General features: G+C 36.6%; 21 protein-coding genes. All 21 read left to right on the forward strand.

All coding sequences use genetic code 11. The features are described 5' to 3' along the window. Positions 1-147 precede the first annotated feature (147 nt). The 21 genes from xerC (at position 148) to fliY (ending at position 18,052) form a co-directional block, all read left to right on the forward strand. The gene (xerC, locus tag D8M04_RS10645) at positions 148-1,053 is read left to right on the forward strand and encodes a tyrosine recombinase XerC (RefSeq protein ID WP_121522892.1); all 906 of its coding nucleotides are present in this window, start codon (positions 148-150) and stop codon (positions 1,051-1,053) included. Positions 1,054-1,084: 31 nt separating this feature from the next. Continuing rightward, a complete protein-coding gene (gene hslV, locus D8M04_RS10650) occupies positions 1,085-1,630 on the forward strand; it encodes an ATP-dependent protease subunit HslV (protein WP_121522893.1) in 546 nt (181 codons plus the stop codon). A gap of 20 nt (positions 1,631-1,650) precedes the next feature. Further along, entirely contained in the window at positions 1,651-3,039 is a 1,389-nt protein-coding gene (gene hslU / locus D8M04_RS10655; protein ID WP_121522894.1) for an ATP-dependent protease ATPase subunit HslU, read from the forward strand. 27 nt (positions 3,040-3,066) lie between these two features. Further along, entirely contained in the window at positions 3,067-3,846 is a 780-nt protein-coding gene (codY, locus tag D8M04_RS10660) for a GTP-sensing pleiotropic transcriptional regulator CodY (RefSeq protein WP_121522895.1), read from the forward strand. Between the two features lie 958 nt (positions 3,847-4,804). Next, positions 4,805-5,194 (forward strand): flagellar basal body rod protein FlgB, encoded by a 390-nt coding sequence (gene flgB / locus D8M04_RS10665; protein WP_121522896.1) that lies wholly within the window; start codon positions 4,805-4,807, stop codon positions 5,192-5,194. Between the two features lie 2 nt (positions 5,195-5,196). After that, positions 5,197-5,646 (forward strand): flagellar basal body rod protein FlgC, encoded by a 450-nt coding sequence (flgC, locus tag D8M04_RS10670; RefSeq protein ID WP_121522897.1) that lies wholly within the window; start codon positions 5,197-5,199, stop codon positions 5,644-5,646. 20 nt (positions 5,647-5,666) lie between these two features. Further along, positions 5,667-5,969 (forward strand): flagellar hook-basal body complex protein FliE, encoded by a 303-nt coding sequence (gene fliE / locus D8M04_RS10675; RefSeq protein ID WP_121522898.1) that lies wholly within the window; start codon positions 5,667-5,669, stop codon positions 5,967-5,969. Positions 5,970-6,036: 67 nt separating this feature from the next. Beyond that, on the forward strand, positions 6,037-7,629 hold the full coding sequence (gene fliF / locus D8M04_RS10680) for a flagellar basal-body MS-ring/collar protein FliF (protein WP_121522899.1): 1,593 nt from the start codon (positions 6,037-6,039) through the stop codon (positions 7,627-7,629). A 12-nt stretch (positions 7,630-7,641) separates the two neighbouring features. Then, on the forward strand, positions 7,642-8,655 hold the full coding sequence (gene fliG, locus D8M04_RS10685; protein ID WP_121522900.1) for a flagellar motor switch protein FliG: 1,014 nt from the start codon (positions 7,642-7,644) through the stop codon (positions 8,653-8,655). 1 nt (position 8,656) lies between these two features. Beyond that, positions 8,657-9,400, forward strand: coding sequence for a flagellar assembly protein FliH (gene fliH / locus D8M04_RS10690; protein WP_246001208.1), 744 nt, complete (start codon positions 8,657-8,659; stop codon positions 9,398-9,400). Between the two features lie 2 nt (positions 9,401-9,402). Beyond that, positions 9,403-10,722, forward strand: coding sequence for a flagellar protein export ATPase FliI (gene fliI, locus D8M04_RS10695; RefSeq protein WP_121522902.1), 1,320 nt, complete (start codon positions 9,403-9,405; stop codon positions 10,720-10,722). Next, positions 10,722-11,168: a flagellar export protein FliJ gene (fliJ, locus tag D8M04_RS10700; RefSeq protein WP_121522903.1), complete on the forward strand. Its 447-nt coding sequence runs from the start codon at positions 10,722-10,724 to the stop codon at positions 11,166-11,168. Before fliI ends, fliJ begins: the two co-directional genes overlap by 1 nt. Before the next feature lie 4 nt (positions 11,169-11,172). After that, the gene (locus D8M04_RS10705; protein ID WP_121522904.1) at positions 11,173-11,778 is read left to right on the forward strand and encodes a MotE family protein; all 606 of its coding nucleotides are present in this window, start codon (positions 11,173-11,175) and stop codon (positions 11,776-11,778) included. A gap of 29 nt (positions 11,779-11,807) precedes the next feature. Beyond that, entirely contained in the window at positions 11,808-13,352 is a 1,545-nt protein-coding gene (locus D8M04_RS10710) for a flagellar hook-length control protein FliK (RefSeq protein WP_121522905.1), read from the forward strand. A 10-nt stretch (positions 13,353-13,362) separates the two neighbouring features. After that, positions 13,363-13,794 (forward strand): flagellar hook assembly protein FlgD, encoded by a 432-nt coding sequence (gene flgD / locus D8M04_RS10715; RefSeq protein WP_121522906.1) that lies wholly within the window; start codon positions 13,363-13,365, stop codon positions 13,792-13,794. A gap of 24 nt (positions 13,795-13,818) precedes the next feature. After that, positions 13,819-14,196, forward strand: coding sequence for a TIGR02530 family flagellar biosynthesis protein (locus D8M04_RS10720; protein ID WP_121522907.1), 378 nt, complete (start codon positions 13,819-13,821; stop codon positions 14,194-14,196). A 79-nt stretch (positions 14,197-14,275) separates the two neighbouring features. Beyond that, the gene (gene flgG, locus D8M04_RS10725) at positions 14,276-15,163 is read left to right on the forward strand and encodes a flagellar basal body rod protein FlgG (RefSeq protein WP_121522908.1); all 888 of its coding nucleotides are present in this window, start codon (positions 14,276-14,278) and stop codon (positions 15,161-15,163) included. A gap of 45 nt (positions 15,164-15,208) precedes the next feature. Next, positions 15,209-15,418: a flagellar FlbD family protein gene (locus tag D8M04_RS10730; protein WP_121522909.1), complete on the forward strand. Its 210-nt coding sequence runs from the start codon at positions 15,209-15,211 to the stop codon at positions 15,416-15,418. Positions 15,419-15,421: 3 nt separating this feature from the next. Then, positions 15,422-15,844: a flagellar basal body-associated protein FliL gene (gene fliL / locus D8M04_RS10735; RefSeq protein WP_121522910.1), complete on the forward strand. Its 423-nt coding sequence runs from the start codon at positions 15,422-15,424 to the stop codon at positions 15,842-15,844. Positions 15,845-15,876: 32 nt separating this feature from the next. Further along, on the forward strand, positions 15,877-16,872 hold the full coding sequence (fliM, locus tag D8M04_RS10740; RefSeq protein ID WP_121522911.1) for a flagellar motor switch protein FliM: 996 nt from the start codon (positions 15,877-15,879) through the stop codon (positions 16,870-16,872). Next, positions 16,862-18,052 (forward strand): flagellar motor switch phosphatase FliY, encoded by a 1,191-nt coding sequence (gene fliY, locus D8M04_RS10745; protein WP_121522912.1) that lies wholly within the window; start codon positions 16,862-16,864, stop codon positions 18,050-18,052. The genes fliM and fliY overlap by 11 nt, the downstream gene beginning before the upstream one ends. Positions 18,053-18,054: the final 2 nt, after the last annotated feature.

The following is an 18,054-nucleotide window of genomic DNA, read 5'->3' on the forward strand; positions in this document are numbered from 1 at the left end:
AAGATGAGGAAAAAATGTACTTCTATAAGACTGCCTTGTTGACATATTCTGTAGGTATAAACAGTAACAAATTTGGTTATCCATGTAAATACACTGACAAAATAATATACCTGCTGTTATCTGAAGGCATACTTTATTGGGGGAATAATATTGGACTTTAATAAGTTATGCAGAGAATTTGTAGAATACTTACAGATAGAGAAAAATGCTTCCCCTTACACGATTAAGTATTACCAAGAAGATCTCGATATTTTTTTTGCCTTTTTAAGTAGAGAAGGGGTTTCTGATTTGAATCAATTAGACCCAAAAATGATTAGGGTATTCTTAACAGAGCTCTATGACAAACAGCTTAGCAGAAGGACCGTATCAAGGAAAATTTCCTCGATTCGCAGTTTTTATAAATTCTTAGAACGAGAAGCAATCGTACAGAGCAACCCAATATCTCATGTGTCTATTCCTAAAACCGATAAGCCAATTCCCACCTTTCTATATATGGAAGAATTGGAGAAATTATTTGAAGTAAATGATATGACAGACCCCTTAGGTCAAAGGAATCAAGCGCTAATTGAGACCCTTTATGGAACTGGGATCCGGGTAAGTGAGTGCCAAGGTCTGCGATTAAGCGATATCGACTTTACAATTGGCACGATGTTTATCCGTGGTAAAGGAAAGAAAGAGCGATATGTTCCATTTGGCAGATTTGCAGAGATCGCATTAGAAACCTACATAAATGAAGGTAGAATAGAACTATTAGAGAAGGCAAAAAGCAACACAGATCATGTATTCTTAAATGCTAGAGGGAAACCGCTGACCACACGAGGAATAAGAGTAGTATTGGAAAAAATGGTAGAAAAGGCTGCTGTTACTGTACATGTACATCCGCATAAATTAAGACATACCTTTGCCACCCATATGTTAAATGAGGGTGCTGATTTACGAACAGTACAGGAGCTATTGGGTCACGAGAATCTTTCTTCCACACAGATTTATACACATGTAACAAAGGACTACATGCGTAAAGTCTACATGAATAGTCACCCAAGGGCAAAGTGAAAAAAGTATTTAGAGAGTAGGGGTGAATACGTTGACGATGGAGATGCATGCAACAACTATATTCGCCATTCAACATAAGGGCGCATGCGCTATGAGTGGAGATGGCCAGGTTACATTAGGGAATGCTGTAGTAATGAAGCACAAAGCCAAAAAGGTTAGACGATTATTCAATGGTCAGGTCCTTGCTGGCTTTGCAGGCTCCGTTGCAGATGCTTTTACCTTGTTTGAGAAATTCGAAGGCAAATTACAATCATTTAACGGAAATTTAACCCGGGCTGCTGTCGAACTAGCGATGGAATGGCGCAGTGATAAAGTGCTGCGTAAATTAGAAGCAATGCTAATCGTTATGAATAAAGAGCAAATGTATCTTGTGTCGGGTACTGGTGAAGTAATAGAACCTGATGATGGCATTTTAGCAATTGGTTCTGGCGGGAATTATGCACTTAGTGCAGGAAGAGCTTTAGTTAGACATTCTAGCGATTTATCTGCAAAGGAAATTGCTCAAGCAGCATTAGAAATTGCTGGTGAGATTTGCGTGTACACAAACGATCAGATTACGCTTGAAGTTTTAGAATAAAAAGGAGGTCTAACAAAAGCATGGCATTTAATTATTCGCCAAGACAAATTGTTGACCAATTGGATAAATATATAATAGGGCAGAGAAATGCTAAGAAATCGGTAGCAGTTGCTTTAAGAAACCGATATAGAAGAATGCAGTTAACTGGTTCCATTAAAGATGAAATTATCCCTAAAAATATTTTAATGATTGGTCCAACAGGGGTAGGGAAGACTGAAATTGCTAGAAGGTTAGCAAAGCTTGCAGGCGCTCCATTTATTAAAGTAGAAGCAACTAAATTTACCGAAGTAGGCTATGTTGGCCGTGATGTGGAATCCATGGTTCGTGATTTAGTAGAGATGGCAGTACGAATGGTTAAGGAAGAGAAAACAAATGAAGTAAAAGAACAAGCAGAAGTGGAAGCAAATAAACAACTTGTTAAACTACTAATCCCTCAGACCAAAAAGCAAACAAACATGAAAAATCCGTTAGAGTTATTATTCTCGAATCAATCATCTGAAGCAGAAACCTTTGATGATAAAGATGAAGAGTTAAGGAGTAAACGTCAACAAGTAGAGCAGAAATTGGCTTTGGGCGAATTAGAGGACCATATGGTATCGGTGGAGATTGAAGAGGTACCGCCTTCCATGTTTGATATGCTGCAAGGTTCGGGTATGGAACATATGGGGATGAATATGCAGGACGTATTTGGTCAATTTATGCCTACAAAGAAGAAAAAGCGTAAACTTCCTGTTGCAGAGGCAAGGAAGGTGCTGACTCAACAAGAAGCACAAAAACTAGTGGATATGGAAGAAGTTGGTCAGGAAGCTATCCAGCTAGCTGAACAATCCGGTATCCTCTTTATAGATGAAATTGATAAAGTTGCTGGGAAAGATAATAACGCAGCAAATGTATCAAGAGAAGGTGTGCAGCGAGATATTCTTCCGATTGTAGAGGGATCGACTGTAGTAACTAAATATGGGTCTGTAAAAACGGATCATATGCTATTCATAGCAGCAGGAGCATTTCATATGGCGAAACCCTCTGATTTAATACCTGAACTGCAAGGAAGATTTCCGATACGAGTAGAACTAGAAAAGCTATCGGTAGAAGATTTTAAACAAATATTAACGGAGCCTTCTAATGCATTAATTAAACAATACCAAGCTTTATTGGAAACAGAAGGTATAAATGTTGTATTTACTGACGAAGCTATAGTTAGACTGGCAGAGATAGCATATCAAGTTAATCAGGAAACAGACAACATAGGAGCACGCAGGCTTCATACTATCTTAGAAAAACTGTTGGAAGATCTATCATTCGAAGCGCCAGACATAACGATGGAAGAGATAAAAATAACTCCGGGTTATGTTGACGAAAAATTGAAATCTATTGCTCAAAATAGAGATTTAAGTCAATTTATACTATAATTTTAAAGGATTGAATGGAGGATTATAATGGAACTATTAGACAGAGCAAGAAAAATTAATGCAATGCTACAAAAAGCTACAGGGAAATCGGTGAATTTCAACGATATGTCTGCTTCCCTAAGAGACGTAATTACTGGGAATGTATACATTCTAAGCAGAAGAGGTAAATTACTAGGATTTGCGGTTAATCAAGAAATTCAAAATGAAAGAATGAAGAAAATGCTAGAAGAAAGACAATTTCCTCAGGAATACACAGAGGGATTATTCAGCATTCATGAAACCACTGCTAACTTAGATATAGATAGCCCTTATTCTGTATTCCCCGTCGAGAACAAAGATTTATTTAAGAATGGATTGACTACAATTGTCCCAATTATTGGTGGCGGAGATAGATTAGGAACTTTAATCATTGGTAGAGTTGATGAGAGCTTCAATGATGATGATTTATTGCTAGCAGAATACGGTGCAACTGTAGTAGGTATGGAAATTCTGCATGAGAAAACAGAAGAAATTGAAATGGAAGCAAGAAGTAAAGCTGTTGTGCAAATGGCTATCAGTTCACTTTCTTACAGTGAGTTAGAGGCGATTGATCATATTTTTGAAGAATTAAATGGTAATGAAGGACTGCTAGTTGCAAGTAAAATTGCAGATCGCGTAGGTATCACTCGTTCAGTTATTGTTAATGCACTTAGAAAGCTGGAAAGTGCTGGTGTTATTGAATCCCGCTCACTCGGTATGAAGGGTACGTATATTAAAGTACTGAATGATAAGTTCTTAGTCGAACTTGAAAAGCTTCGTTCTAGATAAGAAGAAGTTACAGTTAGTCATAAAGGTGTCTCAAAAGTATTACTTTTGGGGACACCTTTTTTTATGTCTTATTTTAGATAAAGTCCGAACCTATAGAATTTATTATAATAGTGCATAACCCCGGAAACACAATTTAAATATGCGCGGGTGATTTCCGCTTTGGGCAGTACGCTTTACGCGGGCAACGTCTCAGCCTTGGGCCAACAGGACGTTGGTCACAAAGGCGTTGCCCCGAGATGGGGCGACCTTAGTCTTTGAACCTTCTACACTTCCTGAAGGTCTTTGGCTGTTGCTTTTCCCGCAGGAGTCAACTGCCCTCCGCTACAATCACATCATCTTTAGTAAGGTAGTGTTTCGTCTATACATTGTTTAAAGATTAATATAGCACAACTTAGCGGAGGAAATACACGGAGACTCCTGCGGAATGAAAAGCCCAGGTGAGACCCCGCAGTGCGTTAGCACGAGGAGGCTCAGCAGCGCCAGCGGAAAGCGTAGTGTATTTCCGTAGCGGTATTTCCCACAATTCTGAATTAGGTTACTGCGTAGTTTACATCAATTGTAAAGGCTCAAAAAGTAACCACTATGCAGCATTTAACTTTTAGCCATTATGAAGTGGAAGTAAGTAAGTTTTCTTGCCTATACAAATTTTTCTTCCAGTTGTAAGTTTTTTCCAACTTCTTTTTAGGAAAATAGTATTATTTCTATCGTATTAAAATTTACGATAATTTGACACATTTTGTCATAAAAAAGATGGTATGATAGTAATTGGTAGATTTTACATTACGCTAATGTTACAATGCAGGTCTAAATACCTAGAATAAAATATCTATTTTTGTAGTAAAAGATGGTAAAATGTCGAATTAAGATAGACTTTGGAAATATATTCTTTTACAATTAGCTATGGATGTAACAGCGTTGAAATAATGTAATCTGTCAGCAATAAACAGGAGGTCATAAATTGGATTTATTTGGTAATACAATTGGAACATTAGAAAAATCACTTGACTACGCATCTGCAAAGAATCGGGCAATAGCGAATAATATTTCGAATGCAGACACTCCAAATTATAAAGCCAAAGAGGTTGTGTTTAAGGACGTTCTACAACACTCAATGGAGAACTTGGAAATGAAAAGAACTCATGATAAACACCTTTCGTATGCACATAATGATTCCTCATTCCAAACAATTACGAAAAATAACACTACATATAACCACAATGGTAACAATGTGGAAATTGATAAAGAAATGACGGAATTAGCTAAGAACCAAATTTATTATAACAGTTTAATAGATAGAATAAATGGTAAATTCGGCAGTCTTCAGAAGGTAATAAGAGGAGGGAACTAAGATTGTCCATTTTTAATGCAATCAACACGAGTGCAAGTGCGCTAACCACACAACGACTTAGGATGGATGTCGTTTCATCTAATATAGCCAACGCGCAGACCACTAGAGCAACAGTAAATGAAAATGGCGAATTTGAACCATATCGCAGAAAAATGGTTGTATTAGAAGAACAGGGAAGGCGGTTCGATTCGTTTTTACAACAGGCTCAAGGAAATGGAAAAAGTACCGGTGTTACTGTATCTCAAATAGTAGAAGATGATGAGCCCTTTAAAATTGTTTATAATCCAAACCATCCGGATGCCAATGAGGAAGGTTATGTAGAAATGCCTAATGTAGATCCACTTCAGGAGATGGTTGACTTGATGAGTGCGACCAGATCATATGAAGCGAATATTACAACATTAAATGCATCGAAAAGTATGTTAATGAAGGCACTTGAAATTGGAAAATAACTGGTTAGGAGGTTCACAGTATGATTACGATTAATAATCTTTCACAAATAGCCGAAACTGGCATAACAAGAGTCGATAATCAACTAACTCCGGGGAAAGCGCACGCTAACTTTGCAAATGTTTTAAAAGGTGCCCTCGATGATTTAAATCATATTCAAATGGAATCAGACGATAAAACGAAAAAACTAGCAGCTGGTGAAATAGATGATTTACATGATGTTATGATTACTGCACAAAAAGCCAGTATTGCTTTAGAGACAACTGTGCAAATACAGAAGAAAGTAATTGATGCATATAACGAAATAATGCGAATGCAGGTGTAATTTTCTGTTTCAATTATAAAATATATTATTGCATGTAATTACTTGATGCACTATGGTGGGGGACTTTATGAACGAGAATTTATCAAAATGGAAGGATAAAGCAGTTTCTTTTTGGACGAATCGATCAAAAAATCAAAAAGGAATCTTTATTGGATCCATTCTACTAGTCTTACTAATAATCGTAATAACAATTTTGCTAACAACCAAATCTAACTTTGTCACATTATACAGTAATCTTTCTCTTCAAGAAGTTAATCAAATAAAAACAGAGTTAGATTCCAGAGGGGTCCCTTATGAGCTTCAAAATGGTGGAACGACAATTTCGGTTCCAGAAGAACAAGTGGATTCCTTGCTAGTTGATTTAGCAGGATTAGGTATCCCAGATAGCGGCAATATTGATTATTCATTCTTTAGCGAGAACTCTTCATGGGGCATTACGGATAATGAATTCGATATTATGAAGCTGGATGCCATGCAAACAGAGTTAGCAACATTAATGAAAGGAATTGAAGGTATTAATGATGCTCAAGTAATGATTAATATGCCAGAGGAGCCAGTGTTTGCAAGCGAATCAGCGCAGGAAGCTACTGCTTCAATTGTTTTAAACACACAGCCGGGGTACCAATTCCAGCCCAATCAAATTAATTCACTTTATCACTTAGTTTCCAAAGCAGTACCTAATCTGCCAGAAGAGAACATTGTAATCATGAATCAAAACTTTGAATACTTTGATCAAAGTACTGGTACTGAGTATGCTTCTCAAGATATGCATTCCTATCAACAAACAGTAAAGCAGGATGTTGAGAAAGATATTCAGAGAAGACTACAGCAGATGCTCGGAACGATGTTGGGTACAGGAAATGCAATCGTATCTGTAACAGCTGATATAGATTTCACTCAAGAAAACAGGACAGAAGAATTAGTGGAACCTGTGGATATAGAAAATATGGAAGGACTTCCAGTAAGCATTCAATCCATTCAGGAGTCTTATGCAGGTGATAATGCTACTGCAGGAGTTCCGGGAGCAGGAGAAGAAGATGTCGCAAACTTTCCTGCTGCAGAAAACGGTGCAAATGGTGAGTATGAGTTAGACAATGAGACAATTAACTATGAATTTAATCGAATTCGAAGAGAAATAAGTGAAAGTCCTTATAAAATTCGTGATCTAGGAATACAGGTAGTAGTCGATAATGCTAAACAATCAAACGATGGCGAAGTTCAGTATTTATCCCAGCAAGAACAGGGTGACGTGGAAGATGGTATTTCTTCTATTCTTAGCTCTATTATTGATACATCTATTGACGATACATATGGTGAGGTTATTCCAGAAGATAAGGTCTCTATCGTATTCCAAGAATTTAATGGACAATCTATGACTGCCGAAGAGAGGGAACCGATAATTCCTTTATGGATGTATGTGGTGGCTGGTATTTTACTAGTCATTATTATCGTGTTAATCATCTTACTCGTTCGAAATAGAAAACAGAAGGATGAAGAAATCGAACAATCTTCGGTGACAGAAATGATAGAAGAAGTACCAGATATTCCCAAAGAGCAAGATTCCGATAGTGTTATACGAAGGAAACAATTAGAAAAGATGGCAAAAGAAAAACCAGAAGAATTTGCCAAACTATTAAGAAGCTGGATAGGGGAAGATTAGGAGGAATGAATGATGGCTAGGCAAAAGGGTGCATTGACAGGTAAACAAAAGGCTGCGATCCTTTTAATCTCTCTTGGTCCAGATGTTTCTGCTCAAGTGTATAAGCACCTAACAGAGGAGGAAATTGAAAAGCTAAGTCTTGAAATTTCATCTGTAAAGAAAGTAGATTCTAATTTAAAAGAAGATGTGGTAGAACAGTTTCACAATATATTAATAGCTCAAGACTATATATCCCAAGGTGGAATAGGATATGCAAAGACAGTTTTGGAAAAAGCATTTGGTAAACAAGAGGCATCTAATATAATTAATCGTTTAACATCATCCTTGCAAGTCAGACCTTTTGACTTTGCTAGAAAAGCAGAACCACAACAGCTATTGAACTTTATTCAAAATGAGCATCCACAAACCATTGCACTTGTCTTGTCATATCTTGATCCAGAGCAAGCTGGACAAATACTATCTGCGCTTCCACAGGAAATGCAAGCAGATGTAGCAAAACGGATCGCGACTATGGATTCAACTTCACCAGAGATTATTAGTCAAGTAGAGCAAATATTAGAAAGAAATCTCTCTACATCAATCACAGAAGATTACACACAAACTGGTGGAATACAAGCAGTTGTAGAGGTGCTAAATGGTGTAGATAGAAGTACAGAACGAACCATCTTAGATGAACTTGAGATACAAGATCCAGAACTGGCAGATGAGATCAAAAAACGTATGTTTGTATTTGAAGATATTGTTATACTTGACAATCGAGCAATCCAACGTGTTATTCGTGAAGTGGAAAATGATGATTTACGTTTAGCATTAAAAGTTGCAAGTGATGAAGTAAAAGAAGTTATCTTTTCAAATATGTCTCAGCGTATGGCTGAGACCTTTAGAGAAGAAATGGAATATATGGGTCCGGTACGACTTGTAGATGTGGAAGAAGCACAGACTCGAATCGTTTCTATTATTCGAAGATTAGAGGACATTGGAGAAATCGTAATTGCTCGTGGCGGAGGAGACGATATCATTGTCTAATATGGAGAATATACCTATTCAAGATAAAAGAGTCATTAAAATAAAGCCAGTAGAGTTCTTTAAACAGGAAGAGAAACAATTAACGCCAGACTTAGAGAATGAATATGATTCCATTCAAAGAAAAATCTCTTTAGCAAAGAAAGAATTAGATTCTTTGATTAAGGATCAAGAAAGACAAAAAGAATCGATACTTCTTGATATTCAAACAGCACGAGATAACTGGGATAAAGAACGGGATAAATGGATAGAACAAGCTCAAAACGAGGGGTACACTGCGGGTTTCTCAGTAGGTGAAGAAGATGGTTTGCAGCAATACCAAGCATTAATCACTCAAGCGAATGATATTGTCACAGCAGTTAAAGAAGATTATCATGCGATGCTGGAAAAAAGTGAAGAAACCATTGCTGAACTAGCTGTGGTTACAGCTGAGAAGATTCTTAAGTCACATATTACGGAGAAGCCTGAAGCGTTTTTACCAATCGTGAAAGCTGCAATTAAGGAAATTAAAGAACAGGCAGAAGTTACTATTTATTTAAGTCCTGATAATTTTCAATTAGTTATGGATTATAAAGAGGAATTGCAATCTATTTTAGAAAATGATACAAAGCTTTCCATCTATTTAAAAGAGGACCTTACAGAAAATAAATGTATCATTGCTCATCCATTTGGACAAATCGATGCAAGTGTTGATACACAACTAAATCAGATTCGTTCTATTCTATTAGAGTTTCAACAGGAGAAATGATGATGAATTTACAGCATTATTACACCGCAATTCAACAAGCTGATACATATAAATATTATGGGAAAGTGCTTCGAGTTGTAGGGCTGATGATCGAATCAAAGGGCCCTCAAGCAAATATTGGCGAAGTATGTTTCATTCACTCTGCCAATAAAGAAAAAGCACCTATTTTATCTGAAGTAGTAGGGTTTAATAATGAAAAGATTATTCTTATGCCTTATGCAGAAGTGAATGAAATTGGTCCAGGCTGTCTTGTAGAATCAACAGGTAAGCCTCTAACCATTAAAACAGGCAGAGGCTTAATTGGAAATGTAGTAGATCCACTTGGCATCCCATTAGATCAGTCTGCTCTTCCTAAAGGTTTAACAAACTATGTAACTGAACAAGCTCCACCTAACCCTATGTTACGCCCTCCTATATCAGAAGCAATTCAAGTAGGGGTTAAAGCAATAGATTCCATGCTTACAGTAGGGAAGGGACAGCGTGTTGGACTATTTGCTGGTAGTGGTGTTGGAAAAAGTACGCTACTGGGAATGATTGCGAGAAATAGTGATGCAGACATCAATGTGATTGCTCTGATTGGAGAAAGAGGACGCGAGGTAAGAGAATTTATAGAGAAGGATCTTGGTGAAGAAGGGTTGAAGAAATCGGTTGTCGTTGTCGCAACTTCAGATCAACCTGCCTTAATGCGTATAAAAGGTGCATACACAGCAACGGCAATTGCAGAATACTTTCGGGATTTAGGGTATAACGTAAATCTTATGATGGATTCCGTGACCCGAGTTGCTATGGCACAACGCGAAATTGGTCTCGCTATTGGTGAACCACCAACAACAAAAGGTTACACACCTTCTGTCTTCTCCATTTTGCCGAAGCTTTTAGAACGCACTGGAACGAATAACTCCGGGACCATTACTGCTTTTTATACTGTATTAGTGGATGGAGATGACATGAATGAGCCGATTGCAGATGCCGTTCGAGGAATATTAGATGGCCATTTTGTAATGGATCGTAATATTGCAGAACGTGGGCATTATCCAGCTATTAATGTGCTTAAATCGGTTAGTAGGGTTATGAATCAAGTTATAAGTAAGGAACACCAGGAACTTTCAGCGCAGATTCGATCTTTAATGGCCGTTTACGAGGATAATCGTGAATTAATTAACATAGGTGCTTACAAACGAGGGACTAATCAGGAAATTGACCGAGCAATTTCGTTTTATCCGAAAATCCAAGCCTTTTTAAAACAGGATGTATTGGAGTATAGGACATTAGATGAGTCTGTTGAGATGATGAAAACAATGATTTATGGAGGCATCCAGTAATGGCAGGGACTATGACGTTAACGAAGGTTTTACATGTCAGGGAAAATGAGAAAAAAGTTGCACAGAAAGATTATGCTTTATCTATGGAGAAGTTCGAAACATTGGCAACAGAGCTGTATAACTTGTTAAAGAAAAAAGAAGAGGCTGAAACCCTATATGAAAACTACATCCAATCGACAACGCCGATTGAAAAGATGAGACAGCTTATCGATTACCAGGAGAAATTAACGGAGCAAATTTTGTTAGTACAGTTTCAAGTGCAATTAGCAAGAGAGGATATGGAACAAAAACAGTCCAGATTGACAGAAGCACATGTAGAAGTAAAGAAATATGAAAAGGTAATTGAAATACGTAAAAAGGAAGAAATAGAAGAGCAAGTGAGAAAAGAGAAAGCATTCATGGACGAGCTTTCCATTAATCAATTTTTAAGCCATAAAAACGGGTGAGGGCATGGTAGAAGAAAACTACAATAAAAAGAAGAAAATGAATCCAATACTTTGGTTTCTCTTTGCTATTGTCATCCCAATTATTATTGTACTTGTTTTGGTTATTACCATTTTGAATATTGCAGGTATTGATGTAGTAAATTGGGCGAAAGAGAAAGGTAATAATGTTCCAGTATTGTCTAATGTCATTACGACAGAAGAAGAGGAAGCCAAGGAAAATGAGAAAAGTAACTATGTACAAAACATGGAATCAAAAGAAGAAGAAATAGAGCAATTAAATCAGACGATTAGTGATTTAGAAGCAACAGTAAATGATTTAGAGCAAGAGATTACCAGATTAGAAGCTAATGCAAGCGATGAAGCGTTAGAACAAGAAGAGATAGAAATGGAAAATGAGAGTACCGATCAAGCAATCAGTATGGTTGCAAAATCATATGAAGAAATGGATAGTGAACAAGCAGCACTTATTCTTGAAAGTTTAGAAGCTGATTCTACAGTAGCGATCCTACAATCAGTAAATGAAGAGGTTCGTGGAGCTATTTTAGAAGCAATGAATCCAGAGACTGCTGCCGAACTTACACAGTTATTAATGGAAAATGGAAAAGAATAACCCCCCTTATTTGAAAGGAGGTGACAGAAGTGAAACCTGCTGGAATGATAATGCCACTCGAACAGAAAGTCGGCGTGATAAAAGGAAAAATGAAGCCGCTAGAAGCTCAAGATAACTCGTTTCAGAACTTATTAGACACGAAAAAACAAGCAATTACTCCGCTGGTAGAAGAAACAAAAGAACAAATCAGCGAGCTAATCAATGGTGAAGAAATTTTAAATGAGATAGGTAGCCTATTAGAGAATTTGGATGAGCTTACTCTGGAAGGAATAGAAATAGCGTTAAAGGACATTTTAGATAGCCTCAATAATCAACAAGTTGATATAAAAAATGCACAGGAAGTTAGTGACTTGTTTACCCTTTTGGAAGAGTTTCAAAACTACATTCAATTGGTTTCATCTATTAATGAGGAAACTCTCCAATTGCAGAATTTGCTAGATGAAATAAAAAAAGTAATAAAAGAGGATTGGAATTCAGCAAAAAAATTAGACTTTTATTTTAATGACGTCTTTATGCTGAAGCCACTAGAGGAGTTTCAGAAATATCTAGTGACAGTTAATAGACCAAATAACTTTGAAAGAGAATCCTCTCCAACAGAAGAACAATTGTTACAAAGTGAACTGGTTAAAAGGGATTCTAGCAAATCTAATAATGTATTGACGTATCAGCCATTAGTAGAACTTCAGAAATATAAAGAAACTTTTAATACCACTAATGAATATGAAAAATATTTTTCTGAGGTCTTTAGAAAGATGGAAGAATTACTATCTGGTATCACATCAAAAGCAGAAATGAATAAAGCTGCACCAAAATTATTAGAATTACTAGAGCTTTGGTCTCAATTAAAGACTAACTCAGGAACAGGAATTTCTACAGAATTAATGAATTCTATAAATATAAAAGAATCAAAAGTCTGGGAAGGACTCGTAAAATCTTTTGAGAAGAGAGAAAAAGTAGCATCAAAACTAGCTTATAGTACAGAGGCCAAGGTAACGGTAACGGATATTTCGAAGTGGTTGGACAAGGCGTTAGGTGACTCATTTCTTGTTGATAAGGTGAATGTTGCTCATTCCAATTTACATACTTCAACCCCTTTGTCCCGAGTTGAGCAATATGTTATTTACACGAATCAGTCAAATCTTAATCAGCCAGCAAGCCAGCAATTGTTAGATCAATTTCAGCAAGTAATGAAGAAAAGCAAATTTCTAACTTTACCAAATGGATCAAATCAATTATCCATTCGTTTGCAACCTAATCATTTAGGGGATATGATGGTTCGTCTAACACAAGTCAATGGAGAAATGACTGTTAAAATATTAGTTGCAACTCAGACTGCTAAAGAACTGCTTGAGACAAATATAAAGCAATTAAAGAATATGTTTTCTCCACATCAGGTTGTAATTGAAAAACAAGAATGGAATGTGCAGCACGCAGCAAGTTCTGAAAGAGGACAAAACCAGCAACATGAAGAGAGTCATGAACAGCACCCTGATGGGTCAAGTGACCAGGAACATAGGAAGGATAATCCTGAGGATTCCACCTTTCATGAATTATTAATGAATGTGAAAGTGTAGGTGAAAAGCGATGAATACGATCGATTCTTCATTATTTCTAGCGAATCAGAAAACGACAAGAGACCCTAGTCCTACTTTAGGAAAGGATGGTTTTTTACAAATCTTAATGACACAGTTACAAAATCAAGACCCATCACAACCTATGGATACAAATGCGATGGTAGAACAGCTCACATCGTTTACAATGGTGGAGCAAATTATGAATATGTCAAACTCAATCGATACTTTGGTGGAAAGTCAGCTTATTTCTCCAGTTATTGAGTACAGTCACATGATCGGGAAAGAAGTAACTTATGAAAGCACAGAAGCTGACACTGGAGAGAAGTCTAGTAAAGTACTTTCTGTGAGCCAACGAGAAGGATGGGCCATCCTTGAATTAGAGAATGGTGAAACCGTATATGCGGATGCTGTTACAAAGGTTAGTGTTCCAGAAAAAGCTTAAGGGCTTAAAAAGGGAGTGAAGAATATGGATCATCGGATTCATCAAATTTCGTCCCAGCATGCTTTACATATCCCATCTTTAAATACGAAAACGCAGATGGAGAAGAGCAGTAGTAGCTTTAAAGATATTTTAAATGAACAAGTATCCTTAAAAATTAGTAAGCATGCCAGCGAACGATTAAATGAAAGAAGTATCGAGATTAATGATAAGCAGTGGAAATTAATTAATGAAAAAATGCAAGAAGCAAAGAGAAAAGGGGTAACCGACTCCTTAGTACTTACAAATAATGCAGCATTAGTCGTTAGCACAAAGAATAATACGGTTGTAACAGCAATGAATAAAGAGGAAGCAACAAGTAGAATTTTCACAAATATTAATGGAACCATTTTAATTAGTGAATAGGCTGGACCCTTAGGGAGGCCATTACAAGCTGTTGACTGATTGATACAGCAATTTAACTTTAGAGGGGAGAAATTTTAAAATGTTACGTTCAATGTATGCAGGAATATCAGGAATGAAGAACTTCCAGACAAAGCTAGATGTGATTGGAAATAATATTGCCAATGTGAATACAACCGGGTTTAAAAAAGGTCGTGTTACTTTTCAAGAGATGATGAGCCAAACAATGACAGGCGCTCAAGGTCCGGTTGTAAATAATAATACACAAGTACTAGGCGGTATTAACGCATCACAAGTTGGACTAGGTTCACAGTTAGGTACTATTGATAACATACAAACACAAGGTTTTCGACAAACAACTAATAATCCTTTGGACTTCGCAATTGAAGGAGATGGTATGTTTGTCTTAGCTAGAGATTTAGTACAGACTGTTGTAGATTTTGAGGATATGAATATTTCTTATTCTCGAGCGGGGAATTTTTATTTAGATGAAGATGGAAATGTTGTTAACCCTCAAGGTCTATATCTAATAGGTTATGCAGTAAATGAAGGTACAGGGACTCCACCCGTGGATACAGTGGACTATGGCCTAGTAACTCCTATTAATATACCTGATACTGCTCAAAGCTTTAGTGTACAAACGAACGGTACAGTTAATTATATTGATGAAAATGGAAACAACAGAATAGCAGGGCAGGTAGCATTAGCAAACTTTTCTAATCCAGCTGGATTGTTAAAAGATGGTGGGAATTTATACCTTGATAGTGAAAATGCTGGTTTTACTGGTTTAGTTGTTCCAGAACAAGAAGGAGCAGCGTCTATCATTAGCGGCTCATTGGAAATGTCCAACGTTGACCTTGCAGAAGAATTTACTGAAATGATCACAGCACAACGTGGTTTTCAGGCGAATACAAGAATTATTACTACTTCTGATGAAATCTTACAGGAACTTGTAAACTTAAAACGATAATAAGGAGGTAGGGAGTACCAAAACCAGGTACTCCCACCAATAATTATGATTGAATTAAAACGTTTAAACGGTTTGAATTTCACATTAAATGCCGTTTTAATACAGCAGGTAGAATCATTACCAGATACTACTATTACATTAATCAACGGAAAGAAATTAGTTGTAAAGAATCCAGAGAAAGAAGTAATCCAGTTGACCACTAATTATTACCGGCAGATAGGATTACAAAGTATACACAGGGAAATGGGTGATTAGATTTTGAGTAGATTAGTGAAGACAATGTTGACCTCATTAGCGGTATTATTAATTATTGCAATTGCAGCTATTGTAGTTTTAATTAATATTAATAAAGATAATCTTCAAGCAGATGCAGAGCCGACAATAGATGAAATCATCGAATATTCCTATGAATCTCCTGAGATAACAACTGATTTAAAAGATGGTAGTTTTGTTCGAATTCAGTTTCAAATTGTAACGGACAGCAAGGAAGCGAAAGAAGAGATATCAAAAAGAGACTTCCAATTAAAAAATATTTTAATTAAGGAATTGGCGACAATGGAAGAAGAGAATTTCAAATCTGGATTAGGTGATTTGGAAGAAAAAGTAAAAATCAGCTTGAATGAGTTGATGGCAGAAGGAACTGTGACAGACGTTTATACAATAAATAAAATACTTCAATAACGATAATTACTCCATGATGGAGGTGAGGCTTTATGGAGGAAGTACTATCCCAAAATGAGATAGATGCCCTTTTATCAGCTATTACATCAGGTGAGATGGATGCTGAAGAACTTAAAAATGAAGAGAAAGAGAAAAAGGTAAGAGTATATGATTTTAAACGTGCATTACGTTTCTCAAAAGATCAAATTAGAAGTATTTCAAGAATCCATGAAAACTATGCTCGGCTCTTAACAACTTTTTTCTCAACACAGCTTCGTACTTATGTGAATATCTCGGTTACTTCGGTAGACCAAGTTCCTTATGAGGAGTTTATCCGTTCCGTACCGAAAATTACCGTTTTAAATATATATAGTGTACCTCCATTGGATGGAAGGATGATTATAGAAGTAAATCCCAATATTGCCTATGCATTACTTGACCGAATTTTAGGTGGAAAAGGAAATACCATTAACAAGACAGATAATTTAACGGAAATAGAGAAGTTACTTTTAACGCAGATTTTTGAGAAGGGTATTTACTGTTTGAAGGAAGCCTGGTCTACAGTAACGGACATTGACCCAATTCTTGAGGAGTTTGAGGAAAACCCGCAATTTATACAAATGGTTTCTCCTAACGAAACCGTGGTTGTTGTCTCTCTTACTACGGCTATAGGGGAGGCAAGTGGTGTGATGAATATTTGTATCCCTCACGTTATATTAGAGCCTATTATTACGAAGTTGTCTGCACATTACTGGATGCAGACATCGGAAAAGGAACGAAATCCGGAATCATACGATAAATTATCAAATCATCTTACAAGGGCTGAAGTAGATATAAAGGCAATTTTAGGCGAGTCTTCTATTTCGATACAGGAGTTCTTAGATCTAAACAATGGGGACGTAATTGGGCTCAATCAATCGATTGATGAACCACTAACCATGTTGATTAATGATATACCCAAATTCCATGTTCAACCTGGTACATATAAAAATAAAATATCTGCACAAATTCTCGAAGGTATAAAAGGGGTGACAGACAATGACGAATGAAGATGGAATGCTATCTCAAGCAGAGATTGATGCATTATTGGATATAGGCTCAGGTGAAGATGATGATGACCATTCTACCGATGTAAAACACGAAGAAAGCGAGATCACGTCCAATTTAGCTCAATTATCCAGCATTGAAATTGATACTTTAGGCGAAGTAGGCAATATATCCTTTGGTAGTTCTGCCACTACACTCTCTACTTTGTTAAACAATAAGGTGGAAATAACTACACCTGTTGTAACGGTGATTGAAAAGAAGGATCTAAAGGATGCATTAAATTTTCAGCCAGTAAGTGTACAAGTGGATTATATTGATGGTTTTATAGGCCAAAATGTTTTCGTCATAAAAGCAAACGATGCTGCAATTATTGCAGACATTATGTTAGGTGGGGATGGCTCTACTCCAGATGAAGAGTTAAATGACCTCCATTTAAGTGCAGTACAAGAAGCGATGAATCAAATGATGGGTACTGCTGCAACAAGTATGTCTACGATTTTCCAAAAAAAGGTAGATATCTCTCCGCCTTCTATCATTGAAGAGGATTCTGATATTGAATCCATCTTTGAAGATGATTTTTATGTAAAAATCTTTTTCAAATTAACAGTCGGTGACCTTATTGATTCAAATATGATGCAACTAATGCCGATTACGTTTGCCAAGCAGTTAGTTGGGCAGCTATTAAACGGATCGAGTGAAGCGGATAGAGTGGAGGAGGAAATTGCTCCTATGGTTACTTTTGGCGAAATAGAAAAAGAAGAGGAACAACCACTTAGCATAAAAAACCAATCAATTGAGGTTAACCATCAAGAAACTAAACAGCCACATCCGCAATATATTGGTAACAATGTAAATGGACAGGCACAAGTGCAAGAAGCATCTTTCTCTAATTTTGAGAAGGTGGAATTAAATAGCCAGGAAAAACGTAATTTAGATATGTTGTTGGATATTCCACTAAATATTACGGTGGAGCTTGGGCGTACGAAAAAGCCAATTAGAGATATTTTAGATTTCACTTCAGGCTCTATTATCGAATTAGATAAATTAGCTGGTGAACCTGTGGACATTCTCGTGAATAATAAGTTAATCGCTGAGGGTGAAGTGGTCGTTATTGAAGAAAACTTTGGTGTCCGTGTAACTGATATTATCAGCAAAACGGATAGGATTATGAAACTTAAATAATA

Origin of the sequence: Oceanobacillus piezotolerans (assembly GCF_003665065.1) — a bacterium.
GTDB classification, from domain to species: Bacteria; Bacillota; Bacilli; order Bacillales; family Amphibacillaceae; genus Oceanobacillus; species Oceanobacillus piezotolerans.